Raw genomic sequence first — 22,403 nt, forward strand, 5'->3', positions numbered from 1 at the left:
TCGGCCACGGTTGAGCACCGCGCCGAGGTCGGCGACGGCGTCCCAGTCCTGGCATGCATGCCGGGCTGGGTGGCCCCCGGGCAACCACTATCCGGCCCAGTCGGGGGCGAGCCGCGGCGCCGGCCCGCCAGGTTGTGGATCGCGTCGGATGAGCTCCCCTGATCCAACGCGATAAACGACGCGAAACGGGCGGCCGCTGACCGGGGACGCGACGTCGCCGAGGACCCCGAAGACCGGGGACTCATCGTGGACGTGCGGGTCTCGAAGGCCCCCCGCGCATGGCCGAGGTCCCGTTCGGCTCCCGCGCGCACTTCTGCCCGGTCCGCGCGTGGCGCCGCTGGAAAGAGGACGCCCGGCTCGACGACGACCCGGACGGGTTCCCGTACCGGCGCCTGCACGACCGATGGGAAACCCTCCTGCAGGGCGGACTCGACGCCGAGACCGTCGGCGACATCCTCACCCGCATCGGCCCCCGCCGACCCCGACATCTGGCCCACCGGCCACCACCCCCGCCGCGGACCGGTCACCGATTCCGCCCGCGCAGGCAACCCCGACCCCGTCCGACCGCCCGGTTCACGACCATCAGGAACGGACCCCTGCGCCCCGTTCCCGCAGGTCAAGCGGTTCAGAAGAGGGGGGCGAACCTGTTCGCGAGCGCGGTCACGACGACCACGCCCACCAACCATGCCGGCAGCACTGAGCGCTGCACGCCAGACCAACGCCTTCACCCGCCGCCGGTACCGCTGGCCGGAGGTAGGGGACGCCGAGGTCTGCGGCGCGGCCGCAGTAGGATCGGACGTGTCGTTTCCTTCACGCGATGGAGACGATGACAGAGAGCCGCCACCCGTCAAGGGTTGACATTGCCCTTCTCTTCTAAGGTTGCGGGCGGCGGGTGGGTCTCGGATAGGCGGTGAGTCGCCGTCGACCCCTGTGAAGCTTGCCTAAGCCCATGTGGCGGACGTCATACCCCCTGTGAACTCCGTGTCCGCGGGTGAACGCGAGGAAGGGGCACCTGAGTTGACGGGGCGGCGATCGGAGTGCGGCCGCGATGCGGAACCAGAGGCCGAGACTGTGCCCACTCGTGACGCCCCGGCCGGCACCGCGTTGTGCCGGGCATGGACGAGATGCTGGACGTGCTCCTCGACGGAGTCACCGAGCCGCGCCTGAAGCTGATCAGCGGGGACGAGGCGAGGGCTTTGATGATTCTCCTCGGGATGCTCGACGACGACGCGCAGTCCGAGGAGGTCCGTCGTGCTGCGGGGGAGATGCGCTTGCGCCTCAGTTCCCGTCTGGGCTGAACCCGAGCTGCTGCGGCGCGGAACGTGGCCGGGCCCCGACCCGGGGTGAGGAGGTCGGGGCCCGCCGACGCGACGGCCGCATACCGTGTTCGGTCAATGGCGGAAGGCGTCCTTGAAGTCTTCCTCGGCCTGGCGGGCCCTGCCCTTGGCCGGGATCGCCACCTTCGTCATGCGCGGCCGCGAGTACCTCCTCGCCCTGAAGGTGGACAAAGAGCTCCTGGCGGTGCACACGCTGCACTGGTCGGACGAGATCCCCGACCCCCACCAGGAGATCCCCGACCTCCCCAAGGCCGGGAAGGTGAGCGCGGGGGAGATCCGGGCGGCGGCGTCGCACAACGAGGCATGACGGGAGGCGTGAGCCGCCCCGGCTGGGTCGCCATAGACACTGTCGAGGATCCGGCGTGAGACGCGAGCCAACCATTGAGGCTGGGCGCGTGGTGCATCAGTCCGGGCCAGTACCCCCATGCGGCCAGGACGAGCCGAGCGTCCGACGATTCCTCTGCGCTGATGCCTCGTGCCAGAGGCGGAGATCCTCTGAGCAGGTCCCGGAGGGCCTGACTCATCGTCATGGCCGGGCGACCGAGCGGCTCCGCTCGCTACTGGGTGCGATCGGGCCACCCTTGCCGGCCCACCGGGGCCCGGCTCGCACGGCAGACGAGGATCACGGCCCGCACGACACCACTACGCCGAGAAGAGAAACCAGCCCGACCCGCCGGCCGTCCAGCCGCGGGCGGTGGGCGTTGACGACTTCGCTCTGCGCAGGAGCCATGCCTACGGAACGGTGGTGATCGACGCCGAGACGCACTCCGTGCCGGACCTACTGCCCGGCAGGACACCGAAACGCCGACACCGTGGCTCGTCCGGCACCGGAACCCTGGACCAGTGGAAGAAGCAGCCCATCGGCCGCTACGTGTCCCCACCACGGAACTCGTGCCAGACCCGAAACAAGGTGTTAAGGCCAGGCTGGTGCCTGGCTCCATCTGCTCTTGAAGACTCCTTCACTTACAAGTGATCCTCATCGGGCAGGTTTGTTGATCACCTCTTTGGGGGCACGTTGCTTCACTTGCTGGGGCTGTCGAAAACGGCAGAGACCGTCTACCTGTCGATGCTCCGTCATCCGAAGCACAGAGTGGCTGGACTGGCGGCGGAAACGGGCCTGCGCGAGGCAGACCTTCGGGCAGCCTTGGACGAGTTGGGGCAACTGGCGTTGCTGCGCCCGTCGGATGATGTGGCGGGGGGCGTGCGCCCGGTGAGCCCGAGCGTCGGACTGGCTTCCCTCCTCGCTTCGATGGAAGCGGACGTGGCCATGCGGCAGGCACAGGTGGAGACGGCGCGTGCCGCCATAGCCGTCATTGCAGCGGATCACCAGATGGAGCAGAGCGGAGAGGGAGCCGTCGTCCTGCAGGGAATCGATGCCGTTCGAGCCCGTTTAGAGGAACTGCAGCGTTCAGCACAGTTCGAGTGCCTTTCGCTCAATCCGGGGGGCGCCCATCGACCGGACGCCAGGGCTGCAGCGACGCCTCTCAACGAGGAGGCATTGCGTCGAGGTGTTGCTATCAGAGCAATATGCCGGGATAGCTTCCGCAACGACAGCGGCACACTCGCCTATGTGCACTGGCTCACGCATCATGGTGGGCGGATGCGTACCGTACCGATCGTGCCGCTGCAGATGGTCGTGATCGATCGGAAAGCCGTGGTACTCCCTCTGAACCCGCAGCAGCCCCGAGACGGGGCCCTTGAAGTCCGCAGTCCCGGTGTGGTGGCACTTGCCCAGGCCCTCTTCGATCAGCTCTGGAACGTCGCTGCTCCGTTTGGCGAGTCGGCACAGGAGGACGACCACGGCCTCACCCCGATGGAACGTCAGCTGCTGGAGATCATCGCCGCTGGCGACACGGATGAGGTGGCGGCGCGCAGCCTGGCGGTGTCGCTGCGCACGATCCGGCGCATGATGGCCTCGTTGATGGAACGCCTTGAGGCCACGAGCCGGTTCCAGGCCGGGGCCCAGGCCACGAAACGAGGCTGGATCTGAGCCCCTGATCCGAACAGCTGCTGGGGGCCAGCGGCCGCGCATGGCGCGACGCCGGCTGGGTTGCGCCCCATGGCGCCGCGGCAGGCACCCACCCCTGAAGTCCCGTGTACCAGCGTGGGAGCGGGGGCCATCGGATCGTGCCTGAGGTGCGAGCTGTGGTGGCGGACGCCGGTGCGGATAGACCCCGTCAGCGGCCCGGCCGCACGGCTGCCCTACGTCCCGTCGGCGGCTCCCGACACCGCCTGCGCTCCGCCACACGCGGTGGTGCAGGCCCAGCAGCACGTGAAGCGTCACTGGGCGCAGCGGTAGCCAATCGTGACGGCGGAGGCGTATGAGGGGCGGACGACGTACGAGTGACCCCGCGCGTGAACGCTGCGGCACGGTGGCTGCTGAGGGCGCGTGCGTGGTGGTGCACCCTCGAACATCAGACCTTCTCCTCAACCGTTTGCTTGATGGGGAGGGCTGCTGCGATGCGATCGTTGCTGAGCCAGTGGAAAAGGACCGGCCCGAGAGCGACGACGACGGCGCCGGCGATGATGAAGGGCCAGGACAAGCCGAGTGCGCGGGCCAAGAGACCGCCCAGGACCGCTCCCAGGGCGGATGCGCCGGTCGACAGCGTACGGAAGACGGCAATGACTCGACCGAGCAAGTGGTCCGGAATGAGCCGGGCCCGCAGGCTCACGGCGATGACCGATTGGGTCACCACGACGAATCCGTCCAGCGCCATCAGGGCGCTGAGGACGACGACATGGTCGGCCAGCCCCAGGGCGACGGTCGCCACGCCGGACACGACGGTGGTCCAGAGCAGGGTCGTACCGGGGCGCGTGAGTTTGCCGATGCGGTCGCCGTACACGCCGCCGAGGAAGGCTCCGACCGCACCGCCGGCGAGGACGAAACCGAAGACGGAAGGGCTCGCGTCGAGACGTTCGACCACGGCCAGGGAGATGAGGCTGTAGGTGGCCGAGCTTGCCAGGTTCCCCACGCCGAACAGCACACACAGGGCAACGAGTAGGGGCGAGCCGGTGAAGCCACGCACTCCCGCTTTGAGGTCTTCCGCGAAGGTGGTCGTGGCCCTGCCGTGCGCCCGCTTGCTGCGCGTGAGGGGAAGCACGGTCAACAGCACTGCGGCCACGGCATACCCAGCCGCGCCCAGGGCGAAGGGAGCGGCGACTGCGAGCGCGAAGAGACTGCCGCCCAGCGGGGGACCGACGAAGTTGTTGGCGACAGTGTAGGTCGCCTGGAGCCTGCCGTTGGCCCGTTCGAGCTGATGGTCCTCGACGAGGGTGGGCACCAGCGCCGAGGAGGTGTTGTCATACAGGGTTTCGGCCAGGCCGAACAGGAACGACAAGGCGTACAGCAGGAGGATGTGCACGTGCCCGGTGGCCAGGGCCACGGCCAGGAAGCCGACGCCCAGGGCCCGGGCGGTGCTCGCCATGCGGAGCAGGAGCACGCGGTCAACACGGTCCGCCAGAGTTCCCAGCGGTACCGAGAGCAGCAGCCACGGCAGGTACTGCATGGCGGTGATCGTGGTGATGGCCAGGGGGTCGCGGGTGATGGTCAGGGCGACCAGTGGCGTGGCGGACAGCAGCATCCCGTCGGCGAGGTTCGACGTGGCCGTGGATGCCCATAATCGCCGGAACCCGCGCCAGGCTGCTTGATCGTGTGTCGAGTCTGACATCGTCGTTCTCCCATGACGAACTTGTACGGTCGTGCCGTGACGCTACACGCGGCTCTTCGGGACCACCGAAAGCGTCAGGTGCCTGCTGGCCTAAGGCTTTCGTTGCGGCACGACCGTTCCGGGAGGCGCAGGGACCCGGAACGGCTACTGCTGGTTGCGCAACGGCGGTGGCCACAGGTCCACGAAAGTGATCGCACAGCTGCGTCCCGGCGATGGGGTCGTGGCCGCAGGACGGGCGGGAAGGACCGGTCCGTAACTAGGCGGCCATGGTCTGCGCGAGGCGACGGACGAACTCCTCATCCAAGTCGAAGTCCGTGGACGGGGGAAGGTACAGCGAGGAACCGTACTGGAAGACCCGAGCATCAGCGGCCAGCCGGCCCAGCTCTCCCCGCGTGACCTCCGCGTGGCGCCCGGGGGCAGAGGCGGAGAGCACGGCGTAGTAGGGGTGCTGTGCGTCGAAGGCGTTCAGCAGGTAGTCCTGCAGCAGTACCAGGTTGTTCGAGCTCCACGGCGTCTCGTAGTCGACGCGGGCGTTGCCGACCGAGGCGGGGTGGTAGATCAGGACGCCCAAAGTCGGGTCGAGCTTGACCCGGTACATCAGAAGACGGTTGGAATCGATGACGGTCGTGCCGCGGGACAGGTAGTCGACATCGAGGTCCGTGGCGATGGTGTCGAAGCTGGAGACACCGGGGATCACCTCGACCTCCAAGCCGTCGGTGTCGCGCGCGATCTGCACGAGGGTGCTGGTGTTCGACACACCGAGGTGCGGGGTGCCCGGCACGAGGTAGGCAACGCTCCGGTGCTCACGAGCCAGGTCGAGCAGGGCGCGAAGGATGGCGTCGTAGTTGTCCATGTCGACTTCGTTGAGCTGGTAGAGGTGGGAGATGTCAATGATCTGTCGTCCGCCCACGTTCGACAGCCACTGCTTGATGCCCGGCCAGGTGGCCGAGTACACGACGGCATCGGCCGAACGAATAGCCTCCGCTCCTGCGGCGGTGAGGTCTCGGGGAGGCAGCATTCCGGTCCCCACCACGATGATCCGGCGGGTGCAGTCGGTCGGCCGCCCGGGCGCTGTTGAGGTCATGACGGTGACTCCTGTGAGATCAAGTGACGGATGAAGGCCGAGCTTTCGAGGTGGGTGGCATGAACGAGCGGCCCCACGGGCACCGGACGCAGTGCAAGGCGGCGCGCCAGATCCTCGACGGCCCGGGCGGCTGAGGCCTCGTCCGTGGCATAGGGAACGGTGCTGACCGTGTCGGACCGCAGGCTCGCGACGCTCACCGTGTTGAACGCCTTGACGACCCGGGCGTAGGGCAGGGCACGGGCTATGTCGAGGCAGCCGGCCCCCGCCGTGAAGGGGGCGCTTGGCGCCGGGCTCCAGGGGTTGGTCGCATCGACGATCGTCCGTCCTGCGGCGAAAGCGGGGAAGCGCCGGCTGAGACGCACTGCCACGGGGTGGGGAACTGCCAGTACCAGCAGATCGCTCGTCGCCAACAGCTCGGCCATGCTGGTGAGGAACGAGGAGCACCCGGCCAACTCGGGATGGACGTGGGCGCGTGCTGCCGCGCCTTCCAGGTCCCGAGTCGTTGCCCGCACCTTGATCCCGTGTCGTGCCGAGCGGGCCGCCAGGGCCAACCCGAAGGGGCCGGCTCCTATGATGCCGACATTCATGGCAGTGCCCCTGCTTCCTGCCGGCGCGTGACCGACATGGCGTACCGATGAGCGCGTTGGACGATGTGCCAGCAGACCTCCAGCTCGGCCGCATCCCGGGGCGCCCAGATCAGGAGCGACCGTTCGTGGACGACGTGCCGGGCGAGGAGATGGGGCAGAGCCCACCCCTTGGCGAGCAGTTCGGCATGGTCCTCGGGGCTGAAGACAGCATGGAGGGAGCCATCGTGGGGAGGGTGGAAGTGCAAGAACTCCGTCCCTGCCATGAGCCCGTGCTGCCCGGGATCGCCGGTCACATGGAAGGCGACGCTGCCGGGGATCGCCAGAAGTGTGCGCTGGACACGGACCCCCGGCAGCTGTTCCGTGCGCCGGATGAGTTCGTCGCGGGCCCGAGGATCCCCGTTCTGGGATATCTGCTGTTGCGGCACCTCGAGGGTCGTGCGCGGGACCGCGCCCAACCGAGGCGGTAGGGGATCGGTTATACCGCGACCTCCCCCGATCCGCTCCCGGAACACCACCGAGTCCGGCAACTCATGGAGGATGCCCATCAGTTCGGGCTCGGCCAGCGCGAGACGCAGCGCACCGAGATTGGCCCGGACATGCGCCACGTCGCCCGAACCGGGTAGGGGGACGACATGGGGCCCGAGCTGCAGAAGCAGCCTCAAAAGCAATTGTCCAGGGGCGCTACGCCCCAATCGGTGGGGTACGTGCCCCAAGACGTCCGACAAGAAGACACGCCCGTGGTCGAACGGCTGGTGCCCCAGGAAGACGACTCCGGCGGCAGCGGCCGTGTCCAGTACCGCAAGAGTGGACGAGTCCACCTGTTGCGGGGACAACCGGTTCTGCACCGACGCCACGGGCCCGGTGCCCAATGCATGCGTCAGCTGCCCGGCCGATACGTTGCAGACGCCGACCTCACCGATGGAGCCCTTGGCACGCAGGTCCCACAGAGCGCCGAGCGATTCGTCGAGCGGCACCCGGGGATCGACACCGTGGAGTTGCACAAGGTCGAGACGCTCCCGCTTCAGGCGGGCGAGCGACGCATGGACCTCCCCGACGAGTCTGGACGGCGTGGCGTCGAGAACCCAGCCGCGGTCGGCCCCGCGGTGCTTCCCCACCTTCGTCGCCACGAGCGGCGGGTCGGCCCAACCGTCCAATGCCCGGCCGATGATCTCCTCGGACCAACCGGGACCGTAGGAGCCCGCAGTGTCGATGAGCTCGATCCCGCTGTCGCAGGCCACACGCACCATGGCGACCGCGCCGTCGACATCACGCGGGGGACCCCAGACGTCGGGGCCACAGAGCTTGTTGCCGCCCAGCCCGACGCGATACACCGACCGCAAGTTGCCGATGGTGACGTGCGTAGCGACGTTCACGGCCCATCTCCTAACGATGCGTCGGTGTCCGGCGTCCTCAGCCGGACAGGGAGGGTGACGAGCGAGCGCCCCAGGGCCTGTTCGGTCCACGCAGGGGCGGATCCAGCGAGGTCCAGTCCGGCCAGAAACGGCATGAGGGCCCGGAGCATCTCCGCCATCTCGATGCGCGCCAACGTCGCCCCAAGGCAGTAGTGGCGGCCGTGGGAAAAGCTCAGGTGAGGATTCGGGGCTCTTTGCAGGTCCATCAGGTGAGGGTTGGGAAAGACACGACCGTCCGTGTTGCACAGCCGCAGGAACACAGCGATGCGCGCTCCCTCCGGCAGCACAGTGCCATTGACCTCGATGGGCTGGCGCGCCGTGCGTGCCACCACATGGGCGGGGGAGTACAGGCGCAGCAACTCCTCGACAGCCGTATGCAGGACCTCCGGCCCCGCTCTGACGAGCGTCCGCACGCGGCGCGGGTCCCACAGGAGCGCGAACACGATGTTCGCGAACAGGTTGGCGCTGGTCTCGAACCCTGCCAGAAGCAACAGAGAAACAGTCGCACGCACGAGCGCGCGATCGTTTCCGCACGCCTCCTCGATACGTGTCAACATCCGATGATTGATTCGGCCTGCCTCCACAAGGAGATCGGCCACCGATTCCAGCTCGGAAGCCACTCGATCGAGGAAGCCACCGTCCTGGTCTCCAGTCGAGCGAACACGGGCAGCCAGGTCCACCACACCCGGGACCGCCGCGTCCTCGACGCCAAGAACACGGCAGAGAATCTCCACCGTGCACGGCACGGCGAAATCCGTGATGGCGTCAGCCGTCCCCTGCCGGCCGAGCTGTGCCATGAACGCTGCGGCTCGAAACTCACTGATCGTCTGCAGCGGCGCCTTCTCGATCGCCCGACGCGTGAACTCCACATCGAACGCGGACCGCAGGCGCCGATGAGTAGGGCCGTCGAGGAAGACGAAGAACCGTTCTGCGAGCTGGTTCCACCGACTTCCGGTGGTCGGATAGTCGAACCGCGGCTCGGCGTGAGGGTCACGGAGAATCCGAACTGCCTCGGGATGCCCGGTCACCAAGAACTCTCCCCGCGAAGTACGCGCGATGGGCGGCGCGGACGCGAGAGCTTGATAGGCAGTTTCCGCGAACACATCACCAGGATCCTCGGTGAGGTCGAAAACCGGCAGACGGTCATGCCGCGTGACGAGTGTCGTTTGGTTCACTTGATTGCAAATCCGACGAGGCTGCAGCGAAAATTATCCCCGGCTGCGGGGAGAACCGGATTGACGCGGTGCTCCGCCTGACCGTTGATGATTACCAGACGGTTGGGGCGTGCGGCGTAGAAGCGGCCAGCACCTATTTGCATGCGACGCTCCTCGGCCGGATCGGTGCGAAAGTCCGGCCCGATCACGGCACCGACGGCCTCGTAGTCCGGCTGGCCGCCGTCGTCGACCGCGGCTTGGGTCTGGGCTGCGACGCCGAGCTGGGAGTCGCCATCCATGACCATGAGCTCGCCACCCCAGGACGAGTCCCAGCGCGGATGCAGGTAGTAGATGTACGCACCGCTCACCTGATCGGTGTCTGCATGCCAGAACAGGCCGGCACCAGCCCCCATGGCCACCACCTTCCCCGTCAGGATGCGGCTCCCCACCACGTCAGCGCCCGGCCCCTTACTCAGAGGCGCTTGCGCGCTGCGCAGGTTCTCGACGAACGAGCCAATGAGCCCCAGGCCCGCAGGCGTCGACTCCTTCTCGCCGCGCAGCACCCCCGCACTTTGAATAATCGGGAGTCCCGGCGGGCCATACGGCTTGTTCCATCCAGTGCCATGGATAGAGGAGTAATCAATGTACTGAACGCTCTTGCTCAAACGCCGAAAGGCGTCCTGATCAAGAAAGTCATCCACCACCAAACAGGTGTTGTCACTGTATGTGACGCGCATCAGGAAGAATCCTTCCGATTCAGGACGCCTTCAAGCGTCATATCATGAGGCTAGGAAATCCGAGAGAGGACGTCCGCCGGGATCGCCGACAGGCAGCGCGGCCAAAGCAGGGCCTCGATCTGCTCGTCGGAGATCTCGATGGTCCCCATCTCGTTCTCGACAATCACGTTCTCGTTCATCCGTGACACCTCTTCCCGTAGTTGTGGCAGTGCGCCGTTTTGGTGGCGCCCTCTCAGGAATAAGAATCTTCGATGGCGATGCCGATGTCACGGGGTATCGAAGGCGTCAACGTGCCAGGCAACTCACTGCCACAAAGCAACGGGTGACCAGGACGGCACTACCCATCGGACGTACACCCTGTCCCCAGCCACGCCGAGCCACAGCCAGCGTCGCCCCATGACCGTCGACCTCACCGCCGGAGTCTGGGGCCAGCTGCACGAAGAGATCATGTACCGGCTCGACGACGCCGGTCTGCTCGACCTGTCCCGAGCCGTCCTCGACTCCGCCCACGTACGGGCCAAAAAGGGGGCGAACTCACAGGCCCGAGTCCCGTGGACCGGGGCAAGCCGGGCTCCAAGATGCACGTCCTGTCGGACGCGGCCGGACTGCCCCTGGTCGTCGGCGTCTCGGCCGCCAACGCCCACGACAGCCAGGCGCTGAAGCCCATGGTGCTCGGTCACCAAACGAGACATGACCCCCACCGCGGCCGCCACTTCAAGCCCCAGCGCCTCCATGCCGACAAGGCATACGACATACCTGAACTGCGGAGATGGCTCCGCGGCAAACGGATCGGCGTCCGCATCGCCCGCAAGGGCATCGAGTCGAGCGAACGATTAGGGCGTCGGCGGTGGGTGATCGAGCGGACGATGTCCTGGCTGACCGGCTACCGCCGGCTCAACCACCGCTACGAACGCCATCCCCGCAACTACCTGGCCTTCCTCGGCCTGGCCGCAGCCATCTGCTGCTACAAACGCTTCCTCAACCTCACCATGTAGGACACGGTCTAAGCATCCGCGTCGATCCGCTCCCGACTCACCAGGGACGGGGGCGTACTGGTGGCGCCGGCGGGAGAACCTGATCCGCTCCGGATGGCTTGTCCGCCACCTTGACAACGACGGCCGGGGCAGCCGCATGGAGATCTACCCGGTCGACCAGAGTCATGTCGACGCCAAGTACAGCCGCCCCCTGAGCGACCGGTCCATCACCGTCCGGTAGATCTGGCCCAACCTCGTCCACGCCTGGGCCGCCCGGGAGGTGCTGCAGCGCACCGTCCGGACGGCGGCCGCCCTCGCGCAGAGCGACTCCGATTTCCTCGACCGGCTGCGCGACGCGGGCCTGCGTGTACGCGAGCGACACGGCGACGACGGCACCCTCGTCGGGTACTCGGTGGCCCTGCCCGGTGACCGGGCGGACCGCGGTTCCCGTCCGGTGTGGTTTGCCGGTTCGACCCTCGCCTACGACCTGTCCCTGCCCCGGGTCCGCGAGCGCTTCACCCCACACGTCGCCCCCCCGCGGACTGGGCGCGAGCGGAGCACCGGATCCGGGAGGCCTCCGCACTGCTGGGCCGCGCCGGACAAGCGGAGGGTGCCGGTGATGTCGCCGCACTCGGCGACCTCCTGGCCGTCGCAGCCGCACACTCCCGGCGCTTGTCCGAGACCGGGTCCGGGCGGCTGCCGATGCTTTCGAGCAGGCCGCCCGCGCCCCCGGCGCCCGGGCTCTGGAGGGCCGCGCCCCGGCTGGCGGGCCTCCACACGGGCGTTGGAGCACGCGCCGCGTGTGGCCCGGGGTGGCGGCGCCGCGGTGGTGCTGACGCTCCTGATCGCGCTCGTGGAGGCGGTGGAGGGCCGCTGCCTGGCATCGCGCGCAGGAGTTCCGGGCGCAGGCGAAAGCCGCCGCCGAGGCGGCCGTGCGGGTGCGCGAGGCCGCCGGCCTTGCGGGTACCCCGCCCCGGCCGCCGGGGACGAAGTCCCGTACCGGCCGGGTGACGCGCACCGCGGGCCGTGGCCTGCAGACGGCCGGACCCGATACCGGTGCACCGGCCCGCCCGCGTCCCGGTCAGAGTCCGCCGTACCGGCCGGGTCCCGCCCACACCCGCTGACCACCACCCCCAGGGAGTCCTTGCTGATGACGTCCGGATACCCGCCGCTGTCCGAGCCGGTTGCCAGTCAGTCGGTCTTGGCGGGGGCTGCGGTTCTTGCATATCGGCGGCCGGCGGCCCCCGGCGGCCGGCTGTGCCGGGTCCGGTGCGGTGTGGGCGCGGCGGGTGTGGTGCTGCCCGAGCTCGTAGTTGGCGGCTGTGGGGAGGTCCGGGGAGGGCCGGCCTTGAGGAGGGCGGCCTGGACGGGGTGGATCGCGGCAGCATGGTGGATGGCACCGTGTGCGGAGGAAGGTGCCACCATGCGGTCAATGTCAAGTGCGCTTGCGTTTGTGGGTGGGGTGAGGCAGGCTCGGTCCATGACGACTGCCCCCCGGCCGCCCCGCCTGGCGCTGGATCCGGATGAAACACGTGAGCTGGACCAGCTCACACAAAAAGTTGAAGAGGCTGCGGCCACGCTGGACCAGGCACGCGCTGCCCTGAGCGAGGCCGCTGGACGGATTGCTGCCGGCTACGAGCGGGGCGGACCTGCCGCGGTCGCCGCCCAGGTCGGGTGGTCCCGCCAGCACGTGTCCACACTCGCTGCAGCTCACCGCCGCCGAGACTGCGACGACCAGCAGGATGCCGCGTGAGTACCGCAGCCGAGCATCCGCACGGCTGGGCCCCGCAGCCGCCGACCACGGTCGAGGAACTGCGGGCCACACTGACCCGCATCGCACCGGACGCGGTGGCCACCTTCGACGCCGAACGAGCAGCCGCCGTCGCTCGCGCCCGCGAACAGGTCAGCTCCGCCCCCATGCACCGCTTCCTACGGCAGTGGGCCCTGCAGATTGCCATCGAGCGGCATCCGGAACTAGCCGCGCGGCTGCGCCACCTTGAAGCCCGCGCCGCGCACGTCACCGACCCAGAGGACGGGCGGATGATCGCGGCCGAAATCGGCCGGATCCTCGACAAAGCCGCGGCCGAGGCCGGCCTGCCACACGGCGGGGAGTCTTGAGCAGCTGGCGGTGGGAGTACGACCCGGATGCCGAACACGTCGTCAAAGGCCTGCCCCACCACGTCATCGCCGAGGTCGAGCGCCTGGCCCACGAACTCGTCGCACTCGCCGACGTCGGCGTGGACGTCACCGACATCGGTGACGGGGCTCGCAAAGGCGTCCCCGGAGGCCTGCGCCGCATCCCCCTCCTGACCGACGGATGGTTCTACGCCCTTCCCCTGCCCCGCCTCCACCTCATCGCCATTGTCCGCGTGATCCCCCCGTACACCGACATCTGAGGGTGCTCAGAGGCGGCCTGCGGCACCCACGCGTCTGACCCCGGCGCCTCCTACCCAAACGCCCTGTTTCTCAGCGGTTCTGAGGACATCGCGCCCTGCTGATCCCGGGATCAGTACAGGGGCGTGTCATTTCTGGTCAGCGTGCGGAAGCGAGCTCCGCTTCGGATGCTGGCCGTACGGCGGTGGCGGACGCCCCCGCTGGCGCCCACTGGCAACTGGGCGCTTCACCGCCTGAAGAGCGCGAGCAGGCTCGCCGCCACCCCCAGGGTCGTGGCGATGGCCACCCCCGCCCGGGAGACCGCAGCCGGCACCGTGGCCCCGTCCGACCGGGCGAGCACCCCAGCCGCGACGGCCGCGAGAAGGGCGAGCAGCAGTGCGACGAGGACGGCCATGCCGAAGAGCACGTCCCGGGCGCCGAAGGTCACCATCATCATGGAACTCTCCTTCTGTGGAGGGCGGTTCCGGCTTGTCCGGCACCGCCCGTGACCACCACCTTCCGCGTTCCGCTGTGCGCTGCTGTGCGGGCGGTCCAGAATGAACAGTCCTGAACACCCGGAGGTTCGAGGGCCGATGGACGAACAGAGCCCGCTGGCCAACCTGCGCGCGGTCCTGCAGAGCGCCAAGCTACGCAAGCGACAGACGGCCACCTCCGTGGCCGCCCTGTCCGGGCTGAGCCGGACCACCGTCAGCCAGGCCTTCAACTCCGAGTCGGTGCCCAGCAAGGAGACGCTCGCCGCCCTCGCCCCCGTGCTCGGCCTGAGCCTGGAGGCGCTGCTGACCATGCGGCAGGCATGCCTCACCGTCCCGCCGCCAGACCGGACCCGGCCCGCCCGGCGGGCCCCCGCCGGGGACGCCGACTTCGAGACCCGCTACCGCAACTACCTCAAGACCCGGCACGGCAGCCTCACCGTGGTCGGGCTGGACCTCCGCGGGCCCGCCGCGTCGAGCTGGCCGCTTGACGCCGCATACCTCTCCCTGGAACTGTCCGAGCCCGACGGCCGGGGCCAGCGGGTGGAGCGCGCCGAGCGGGCCCTGCGGCGCAGCGGCCCGACGCTCATCAAAGGGCTGGCCGGCAGCGGCAAGACCACCCTGCTCCAGTGGATCGCCTGCACTGCGGCGAACGGGAAGCTGACAGCCCCCGACGAGCCCCGGCGTTCCCTGATCGGGTGTGTCCTCTCAATGAGATTGAAGCAGCCTCCCGAGCTCTAATCCTTTGACCTGCGACACTTCATAAACTGAGAAGATGATCTTTGTTCGTAATTCTGGCGTTGCCAGGGTGATTTGCTGGGCTTGCCGCGTGCAATGTGCCCATGAACTGCACGACTTCAAAGGATGAGAGGCCTCGTCATCTCGGTTGAGATGACCTTATGTGTCGAAGAAGTTTGGGCAGGATGCTGGGAGTGTAGCCGTGGCGGTCCGTTGGCGGGGCGCTGACGGCGGGAGGGAGCGCAGGCTTGAAGTGCAGTTTCGTCCAAGAGACAGGTAAGCGCCCCTGACGTGCCTCGCTCTTTAGTTGAGCGTTGCCAAACACCGAGGCTTGAGGCGGGCGGGGCGTTACCTTGGCGCCTAGGGTCCCGGGCGGGTTCGGCGTCAGCGGACGATGCTGATTCAGGCGCTGTCAGTGTCGTGCCTGACACTGGGGAGCGGTGCTGTGACTGGTTCGATGTGGGGGTAGGGGTATGGCCGACGATGCCGTGCAGCTCGAGCGACGTATCCGGTTCGAACTGGACACCCTTGCTGAGACCAACAGCCACCACGAGTTCGAGTTGCTGTGCCTTGGCCTGGCGCGTCGGCGGATCACCAGCAACATGCATCCTGCGACGGGGCCTGTCAGCAGCGGGGGCGACCAGGGCCGGGACGCTGAGAGCCATTGGACGAACATTCCTCGCGAGCTGCCGGGAACCTCTGTCTTCGAAGCACTGGCTTCGATGGAGCGTGTCGTGATGGCTTGCACGATCCAGAAGGCTGAGGTGCCGTCGAAGATCCGCAACGACCTTGCGTCGATCTGCGGCCAGGGCACGGCTGTTCACCGTGTCATCTACTTCACGGTGGCTCCTATCCCTTCCGGGAAGAAACACAAACTGATCGAGGAGGCGGCGCGGGCACACCGGGTGGAGCTGGACATCTGGGATGCACCTGCGCTCGCTGCGCATCTTGCCGACCACGACCTCTTCTACCTCGCCGTGCAGTACTTGCATCTGTCGTCGGACCTTGCCCCTGCCCGACCGGAGAGCGCCGGGGCCCTTCCCGACTGGTACATCCAGGCCCGCGAGCGGTGGCACGAGCGCGAGGAGCCAGGTTCCACTCTGGGTGACCTGATCGACCTGAAGGTGCCACTGCGCCACGCCACGTTCCACGCCGAAGCCCGTGCTGATCTGCCGGACTGGCTCGGCCACGCCCGTGCTCTGCTTGATGCCACGTCCGGGGGACATACTGCGCTGCGCACCCGCTACGAGATCGTGGTCGCAACACTGCGCGGCCTTGAGACGATGCGGCCGGTGGATGATCTGGCCCGCGACTTTTTCACCGGGGTGATAACGGACGACTCGCTCGACGACCCCGGGCTGCTCGAGGATGCTGTCGTACTCCTCGGGTACACCTTCGGGGCTCTGAGACGCGCCCTGACCACTATCACCTCGGATGAACTGCGGGTTTTGCAAAGCAACTTGGAGGAGAAGACCGACCGCCTGCTGGAGGCTAGCCCCGCACCGAACGCCACAGCGCACCTTCTCGCGCTGCGGGCGCGGCTGGCCCTGCATCCGGAGGTGCCTGCTGAGCCGCGAGAGATCCCGCAGGATCTGCCTACCATTGCAGAGGTCACCGCTCGAGTTCGCGAGGCGATGGCGGGCAGGCAGTGTATGCCCGAGTTTGAGACCACTCGGCCGGCTTTCGCCGACATCGAAACCGGCATGCAGACGCTGGCACGGCTGGGACGGCACCTGGACGATGCCCCGCTGTTTCCCGTCGAGCATGTCGCGGACTTCTTTGACCTGCTTGCACCTCTGCTGGTGGACCATCCGCTGTACCGGGAGGTTCGCGACCTGCTCGATACAGCAACCGACCGGGTTGCCGGGCAGTCGGCGCGAGGTGAGCGGGCGCAGGCCCGCGGCCTGGCCTTGGCCAAGAGCGACCGCCTCCTCGACGCGCTGCGGGAGATCCACGATGCCAAGATCAACTGGTGGCACGGCGAAACCCTGGAGGGGGGACTGACGATGCTGCTGCTGTGCTCACGGATCTACAGTGAGCTCGGCTTGGCAGTGGCGGCCAAACAATGCGCACTGGCCGCCGCCGCTGCATCGGGGTCTGCACCAGACCAGGAACTGACGCGTTTCGTCCCGCAAGGCATCATCCTTGCTGCCCAATACGACCATCAGGCCGGGAACTCGCTGTCAGCGACCCATCTGTTCCGTATCGGTCTGATGGCACAAAACGCCTACCTTGACGAACCGTTCAACGTTGAGCGTTATCCGTACGTCTGGGACGTGATGGCCAACCAGGCCCTGACGATGAGCGCTGCGCTCGCCGTACGCCCACGTTTCGCTCCCTTCCTCCGCGAAGTCATGGCGTCAGTGGGTTTCGACGCCGCCATCGACGAGATCGTCGCCTCGATTCCCGGCAAGTCCGCTGAGGCCGAGAGCGTGTACATCGACGAAGCCGACACTCAAGGAGTGGGGAGGCCGTTCAGCGACGCCGGCCCGAGGCGTCGCTACGCCTGGAGCGCGCTCGGTGTCGATTGGGAGATCACGTGTGCCAATGATCGGCTGTCGGTCCTGGCTGCCGAGGGCTTCACCGCCGCGGTGCAGGTACTCGTTGCCGAGCTCGCTACCCGTGACCCCCTGCTTCTGCCGGGCCGTCTTACAGTCGACGTGCATGCTGATTCCGTCGCGACACGCGACCAGCATCCCGACTGTGAACAGGTCGCCGACCCAGATGCCAATCGGTGGATCGTGCGACTTGCCGCAGCCGGCAGCCAGGAACTGGAAACACTTACTAAGGAGTTGACCGCTGTAACCGTGAGTGTGCTTCTCTCCCAGTCGCTGCTCCCGGACGAGGCGTTCATGAAGCTCATTGAGGAGGGGTTTGCAGGCGGTCTGTGGCACAAGCTCGTCGCCGGCCGCCCTTATGGCGAACTGGCAGATTTCCTCAAGCCTGATGACTACGAAGCCATGTCGGCACTGCCTGATCTAGCCGTCGGCGCCGACGCACCTCTCAACAGTCGGCCCAAGTCTGCTGCCCTCGAAGCCAAGACCGGTCCGGGTCCTGGATACGACCACAGCGCCGCGATCGAGGATGTCCGCCACCGCTATGCGGCCCTGGTGCCCATCATCCGCTACACACTGCCGGGCCTGAGCGCTGACCCGGAATTCAACCGCACTGCGGCGCTACTACGCGAAGAGGGCTGGAAGGACTGGCACCTTCTGACTGCCATCGCCAATCTCGTCGGCAACCGTCGTCTTCAGCAGCAGGGCCTTCGGCCGGGCCTCAACGACTCCGCTGAATGCCGCACGCGGCTCAGGGCCGTCATGATGGCGGCCGAGCGTCCCGATGACGAGCCCGTGCCGGTCCACGCCTTCACGGTAAGCGCTCTAAGATCACATCTTCACGGTGCCGCCCTGGCTACGGCCAGCAACTTGGGTCTGGTTATCCGCCGACGCAGCCTTAAACCTGAAGTACTGCTCCGTGTGCTCGGTGACCGATACGGCTATTGGACGGACGACGCCGATCATGTAGATATGTTCGTCCTGCATCGGTCCCTCACCAGTGAAGACGGCTAGCTTTCACTTCATGACCCAGAATGTCGGCAGGCACCGGGGGTTGGCCTCTGGGCAGGCCAGCAGATCAGATTGTCTCCCACGGCCGGCAGTCGTATCGGGGCTGGAGTAGAGCGGACGCGATCGTCTTTCGTACCGCCGGTTTCCCCGCGGCACCCGGGCGGTCAGCGGCTGTCGCCGCGGCCAATGCGGATGTCGTCGAGGAGATGCTTGGTGATGGCTTCGGTTCCAGTCACGTGCGCGGTTTCGATGGCTTCCTGGGCGGCCTGGCAGATCAGGTCGTTGAGGGAGTCGATGTAGCCGCCGGTGCGCTTATGGAGGTAGCGGGAGAGGCTGACTAGGGTGCGAGGCTGGTGGTCGTGTAGGCGCAGGTCTTCTTCGAACCCCTTGACGCAGCTGTGCCAGTCCTCGCCGTAGGGGATGGCGCCAGCCCACAGCACAGGAAGGTCGCTGAAGGAGCTCCTGCCCTTGACGTCTGGCGGCAGGCTTTTGCGCCGCTTGCTGTTGCGCGCGTCGTGCACGATCTCTCGAGCCCCAGTGCCGCAGAAGATGAAGGTCGTACGGGTGCGGTCCTGGAGAGCCTCGAAGTAGTCGAAGGCGCCGACGATCTCGTGGTCCTGGATGCGGTCCACACCGTCGACGAGGATCAGCTGGGTTCGGGCGTGGGCCATGACGTGGGCGATGGGTTCGGTCATGTCGGCCGGTCGGCGGGTGCGGTCGCCTGGGTTGAGGGTGTGGCTCAGGCCGAGGAACTCGGCGAAGGGCAGAGACCAGTGCAGGTTGGTCTCCCGCTCGGGCGGGACGCTGATGTACATGACGGGGATGCGGTTGGAGTCGGGCCCGAGGTCAGCCTCGATAAGCCCCTGGAAGCCGCGGCCGATCTGGACGAGCAGGGTGGTCTTTCCAGTACCACGGTCCCCGTCGATGATTATGTTGGTACTGCGGCCGACACTGCTGAAGCGGTTCTTGCGCAGCTGACGCCGCGCGTCGAGCAGACCGCGGCGCAGCGCAGGGGTGATCACCGGCAGCATCTCGCCGTGGTACATCAGCCGCGGGTCGCGGGGCCCTACCCGGGTGCCTTTGGGAGCGCAGTCCGTGAGGTCGGGTGCTTTGAGCGTGCGTGAGGCAGCGGCGTCCCAGCCCTCCCGAGTGGTCAGCAGTGGTGCCTCGATAGGCCGGCTCACGGCATGAGCGACCTCCGGGCTGAAAGCCCGGATCAGTTCTTCTCGGCTCACAAGACCTCTCCGTCCTCGGCGTCATCGTCGGATGCGTTGCTGTGGGGTCTCGGGCTGTTGGTCATGGGCTGGGTTGCAGGTTGGCTGTAGCCAAAGGCGAAGATGTCGGCCGCACTGCCGCGCAGGCTGAGCGGGTCCGCACCGGACGGACGAGACCAGTCGGTTTGCTCGTCCTCGTGATTGTCGTTGTCGCTGCTGTCAGGGACGGCGAGTACAGCCGCCTGCGACTGTTCCAAAATAGCCGGGGCAGCCGGGGGAGTGGTGTCTCCCGCGGCCAGGACGTGTTTGGCGTCCATGGCCAGCGACGGTGCCCGTACGACCGTCGCCGGGTCCGGGTCCGGAATCCCTTCGTAGGGATCGGGGACGTCCACATTCAGGTCCAGGACGGGGCCGGTGAACAGGTGAGGCACCCGTTTCGCCCTCGGGTCGGGGCCGCGCCGGGCGCGTTCACGCAGCGCGGACACCTCACGCGAGATGCGTCGCTGGTCCTCCTTGCGGCCGCCGTCCTCCAGCACACGCAGTGTGGCCTGCTCCCAGGTCCACTGGGTCCAGGCATCACTGATCAGGCGCTGATGGATGAATTCGGCCTCCACCCAGTCGTCGATGGTGTGGTCGTAGAGCCACACGAACCGCGGGGCGTAAGGGCTGTAGCGGATCTGCCACTTCATGCCCTGTCCGGGGATCTGGCTGTGCCGGTTCCTGTACTCCTGCAGGGCTTCGCTGTTGTAGGTGCGGTTGTCGATGGTGATGCCCTTGTCGGTCACCTTCAGCCGCTTGAATGGCAGCAGCTTGCGGTTCTCGCGGGGTGTGAGCGGCAGCGGCACGTGGCCCTCGGCGGCTACCAGCGTCGCGTACATCCGGTTCGGGCTGATCGTGATCCCCGGCAGGAAGGGGCTGCGCAGTCCGTCGTGCGGATTCTGTTGCCAGTCCAGGGCGATCCACTCGTTGAGCAGGTCCTGTAGCTCGTTCAGGCTCCACAGCGGGCCCTCGGCGACGTGCTTGCCGCGCCGGGCGAGATCGGAACCGGTGTATCCGGCGACGTACTGCGAGAATCGCTTCTTGACCGCGCCGAAGGTGCTTTCGATGACGGCCTTGTCGGTGGCGGTGCGAGTTCGGGCCGGGCGCACGTTGATGCCGAGCATGCGGCACACATCGTCGAAGTGCTCGCTGTTGAAGATCTTGCCGTGGTCGACGACGATCATCCGGGGCCGGATCACCGGCCGGGCCGCGGCGCCGGCCATGCGCGGATCGCAGGCCACCAGGTCCGCATAAGGCATCTCAGATCTCTCTGCCATGGCCGATGTCGACCAGCCGGGCCGACCGGGCATCGGCGCGAGGGCCTGCGCCAGCATCAGCACCGCGTCGAAGGACCGGGTGCCGCGCCCGCCCAGCCGCCGGCCCCTGGGGCCGCGACCGGGAACCTTCGGCACGATCATCGCCCCGATGATGGACCGCGACGCCACGTCGATCGCCGCGGTCAGCTCGACCTGCACAGGCCGGCCGTCGTCACCGATCGCGATGATGTCCAGACCCGTGGAGTCGATCTGGACCTGTTCGCCCAGCCGGAGCGCCCACGTCGGCGTGTATGGGGCAGTAGCGCCGTTCGCCGTGTCCATCCGCCGCTGGGTCGGCCACCGCAGCGAGTCCACCGAGATACCCAGCCGCTCCAGCAGCCGGTAGAAGGTGGCACGGGAGATCATCAGCCGGTCGTACTCCTCGGGATGCTCCCGCTCCACGGCCGCCTGCACCCGCTCGTACAGGCGGGTGCCGTGTCCGTCGGACTCGTCCCGTCCCGCCTCTACCTCGGCCAGCAGGAGCCGCACCACTCGTTCGTCCGTACGCCCCCAGGGCGAGCCGGGGACGATGTCACGGACCAGGCCGAATACACCACGTGCCTGGTAGGCACGCCGACGACGCTCGATCGTGCTGACCGAGGAGCTCTTGAAACCCAGCGCTTTCAGCTCGGCGGCCTTGGCTGCGATGCGCTGGCGGACCGTGAAGCGTGCCGGATCGTAGCCGGGACGCGGCAGCGTGCCCTCTGCGGCATCCGGCGGTATCCCGTCGTCGATCTCCCGCAGGTGACGTTCCCAGTCTCGTACCGCCGCAAGCTCGGCCTTCGACAACAACGACAGTCCGCTGGTGTCCGCCACCTGCACGGCGTCCTGCACCTGCCCGCCCTCGTCCAGCAGGGCGTAGTCGTCAGCGCCGACCACAGTAGCCACCAGGGCACGGGCGTCGTGTCCCTGTCCGTCCAGACAACCCAGCTGCACTTCCGCGCCCTGCAGGACGAGGACCTGGTACGTACCGCCCTGCCACCGCACCCGGGCACCCAGCGGTAGCCGATTCTGCTGCGCCGCTGCGGTCTGCGGTCCAGCCGTGGTCATCCGTCGTCCTTTGAAGAGTCGTTTCCGATGCTGGCAGCCCATATACGCGAGGTGGGGAGCAGCGGCAGGGTCCGGTCGAAGTCCAGAGCTCCCGTCCACAGCAAGTGCCACACATGACCGGCAGCCTGGAGACCCAGGCCTGCGGCGGTCGCGCCCTCCAGCAGCGGGCGCGGCGCGGCGAAGACGTCCAGCAGCGTCCGGCGGGCTTGGACCCCAGGAGCGAACTCGGCACCGCGGAAGTGGGCAGCGCACCGAAGCGAGGACTGAAGCACTCCTTCGCGTACCTGAAGCGGACGGATCTGCCAGTTCGCCGCGGCAGCTGCCTGATGCAGTACCCGCTCCTCCAGACCGGCTTGCCTGGCCACGGAGCTATGAGGGATGACGAGCCGCCGGCCATCGCGTGTGCGAGCGAAGAACGCAGGCCGGACCGTTCCCTGTTGTCCCTCATGCCGCCAGTGCAGCTCGGCGACCCCGGACTGGAAGCAGACGATGTCCGCATCAAAGTCGAGGAGCATGGCCGCGTCCATCTGGACCGTACTCGAACACCACACAGTCAGTCCGCTCGTTGAGGAGAACCAGTCAGTCAGGATGGACCGCCGCCCCCGGTAAGCACGCGGCTCGGACAAGGGGGTGCCCTCCTCGAGCGGGACACCGCGCAAGACA

18 protein-coding genes and 1 pseudogene are annotated in these 22,403 nt (G+C 67.5%); 8 read left to right on the top strand and 11 right to left on the bottom strand.

The features are described 5' to 3' along the window. Window positions 1–1,115 precede the first annotated feature (1,115 nt). The 3 genes from OG386_RS46330 to OG386_RS46340 all read left to right on the top strand — a co-directional run bounded on the left by OG386_RS46330 (window position 1,116) and on the right by OG386_RS46340 (window position 3,327). The gene (locus OG386_RS46330) at window positions 1,116–1,298 is read left to right on the top strand and encodes a hypothetical protein (RefSeq protein ID WP_328786191.1); all 183 of its coding nucleotides are present in this window, start codon (window positions 1,116–1,118) and stop codon (window positions 1,296–1,298) included. A gap of 112 nt (window positions 1,299–1,410) precedes the next feature. Then, on the top strand, window positions 1,411–1,644 hold the full coding sequence (locus tag OG386_RS46335) for a hypothetical protein (RefSeq protein ID WP_328786190.1): 234 nt from the start codon (window positions 1,411–1,413) through the stop codon (window positions 1,642–1,644). Window positions 1,645–2,361: 717 nt separating this feature from the next. After that, the gene (locus OG386_RS46340; protein WP_328786189.1) at window positions 2,362–3,327 is read left to right on the top strand and encodes a LuxR C-terminal-related transcriptional regulator; all 966 of its coding nucleotides are present in this window, start codon (window positions 2,362–2,364) and stop codon (window positions 3,325–3,327) included. Window positions 3,328–3,751: 424 nt separating this feature from the next. Here the strand turns inward: OG386_RS46340 and OG386_RS46345 are convergent, their stop codons facing one another. The 7 genes from OG386_RS46345 to OG386_RS46375 all read right to left on the bottom strand — a co-directional run bounded on the left by OG386_RS46345 (window position 3,752) and on the right by OG386_RS46375 (window position 10,158). Then, window positions 3,752–5,005 carry an MFS transporter gene (locus OG386_RS46345; protein WP_328786188.1) on the bottom strand — a complete coding sequence of 418 codons (1,254 nt, stop codon included), beginning with the start codon at window positions 5,003–5,005 and terminating at the stop codon, window positions 3,752–3,754. A gap of 256 nt (window positions 5,006–5,261) precedes the next feature. Next, window positions 5,262–6,089: an SAM-dependent methyltransferase gene (locus OG386_RS46350; protein WP_328786187.1), complete on the bottom strand. Its 828-nt coding sequence runs from the start codon at window positions 6,087–6,089 to the stop codon at window positions 5,262–5,264. Then, the gene (locus OG386_RS46355) at window positions 6,086–6,676 is read right to left on the bottom strand and encodes an NADPH-dependent F420 reductase (RefSeq protein ID WP_328786186.1); all 591 of its coding nucleotides are present in this window, start codon (window positions 6,674–6,676) and stop codon (window positions 6,086–6,088) included. Before OG386_RS46355 ends, OG386_RS46350 begins: the two co-directional genes overlap by 4 nt. Next, entirely contained in the window at window positions 6,673–8,049 is a 1,377-nt protein-coding gene (locus OG386_RS46360) for an aldo/keto reductase (RefSeq protein ID WP_328786185.1), read from the bottom strand. The genes OG386_RS46355 and OG386_RS46360 overlap by 4 nt, the downstream gene beginning before the upstream one ends. After that, window positions 8,046–9,263 carry a cytochrome P450 gene (locus tag OG386_RS46365; RefSeq protein ID WP_328786184.1) on the bottom strand — a complete coding sequence of 406 codons (1,218 nt, stop codon included), beginning with the start codon at window positions 9,261–9,263 and terminating at the stop codon, window positions 8,046–8,048. Before OG386_RS46365 ends, OG386_RS46360 begins: the two co-directional genes overlap by 4 nt. Beyond that, on the bottom strand, window positions 9,260–9,979 hold the full coding sequence (locus OG386_RS46370) for a 2OG-Fe(II) oxygenase (RefSeq protein WP_328786183.1): 720 nt from the start codon (window positions 9,977–9,979) through the stop codon (window positions 9,260–9,262). The genes OG386_RS46365 and OG386_RS46370 overlap by 4 nt, the downstream gene beginning before the upstream one ends. Before the next feature lie 50 nt (window positions 9,980–10,029). Beyond that, window positions 10,030–10,158 (bottom strand): hypothetical protein, encoded by a 129-nt coding sequence (locus OG386_RS46375; protein ID WP_328786182.1) that lies wholly within the window; start codon window positions 10,156–10,158, stop codon window positions 10,030–10,032. A 235-nt stretch (window positions 10,159–10,393) separates the two neighbouring features. Between OG386_RS46375 and OG386_RS46380 the strand changes: the two are divergent. From OG386_RS46380 to OG386_RS46390, 3 genes and pseudogenes are all read left to right on the top strand, one after another. Further along, window positions 10,394–10,974: pseudogene (locus OG386_RS46380) on the top strand (IS5 family transposase); the annotation flags it as partial. 1,728 nt (window positions 10,975–12,702) lie between these two features. Next, window positions 12,703–13,071 (top strand): DUF6247 family protein, encoded by a 369-nt coding sequence (locus OG386_RS46385; RefSeq protein ID WP_328786181.1) that lies wholly within the window; start codon window positions 12,703–12,705, stop codon window positions 13,069–13,071. Continuing rightward, on the top strand, window positions 13,068–13,349 hold the full coding sequence (locus OG386_RS46390) for a hypothetical protein (protein ID WP_328786180.1): 282 nt from the start codon (window positions 13,068–13,070) through the stop codon (window positions 13,347–13,349). The genes OG386_RS46385 and OG386_RS46390 overlap by 4 nt, the downstream gene beginning before the upstream one ends. 224 nt (window positions 13,350–13,573) lie before the next feature. On the opposite strand, the gene OG386_RS46395 is transcribed toward OG386_RS46390, so the two are convergent. After that, window positions 13,574–13,783 (bottom strand): hypothetical protein, encoded by a 210-nt coding sequence (locus OG386_RS46395; RefSeq protein ID WP_328786179.1) that lies wholly within the window; start codon window positions 13,781–13,783, stop codon window positions 13,574–13,576. A gap of 136 nt (window positions 13,784–13,919) precedes the next feature. Here OG386_RS46395 and OG386_RS46400 point away from each other — a divergent pair, with 136 nt between their 5' ends. Then, window positions 13,920–14,558: a helix-turn-helix domain-containing protein gene (locus tag OG386_RS46400; RefSeq protein WP_328786178.1), complete on the top strand. Its 639-nt coding sequence runs from the start codon at window positions 13,920–13,922 to the stop codon at window positions 14,556–14,558. Between the two features lie 470 nt (window positions 14,559–15,028). Then, on the top strand, window positions 15,029–18,124 hold the full coding sequence (locus tag OG386_RS46405; RefSeq protein WP_328786177.1) for a hypothetical protein: 3,096 nt from the start codon (window positions 15,029–15,031) through the stop codon (window positions 18,122–18,124). Window positions 18,125–18,285: 161 nt separating this feature from the next. Here the strand turns inward: OG386_RS46405 and OG386_RS46410 are convergent, their stop codons facing one another. The 3 genes from OG386_RS46410 to OG386_RS46420 form a co-directional block, all read right to left on the bottom strand. After that, window positions 18,286–19,152, bottom strand: coding sequence for an AAA family ATPase (locus OG386_RS46410; RefSeq protein ID WP_328786176.1), 867 nt, complete (start codon window positions 19,150–19,152; stop codon window positions 18,286–18,288). Between the two features lie 200 nt (window positions 19,153–19,352). After that, window positions 19,353–21,740, bottom strand: coding sequence for a Mu transposase C-terminal domain-containing protein (locus tag OG386_RS46415; protein WP_328786175.1), 2,388 nt, complete (start codon window positions 21,738–21,740; stop codon window positions 19,353–19,355). Then, complete coding sequence (locus OG386_RS46420; protein WP_328786174.1) at window positions 21,737–22,267, bottom strand: hypothetical protein; 531 nt, start codon at window positions 22,265–22,267, stop codon at window positions 21,737–21,739. The genes OG386_RS46415 and OG386_RS46420 overlap by 4 nt, the downstream gene beginning before the upstream one ends. Window positions 22,268–22,403: the final 136 nt, after the last annotated feature.

Origin of the sequence: Streptomyces sp. NBC_00273 (genome assembly GCF_036178145.1) — a bacterium.
Lineage (GTDB): Bacteria > Actinomycetota > Actinomycetes > Streptomycetales > Streptomycetaceae > Streptomyces.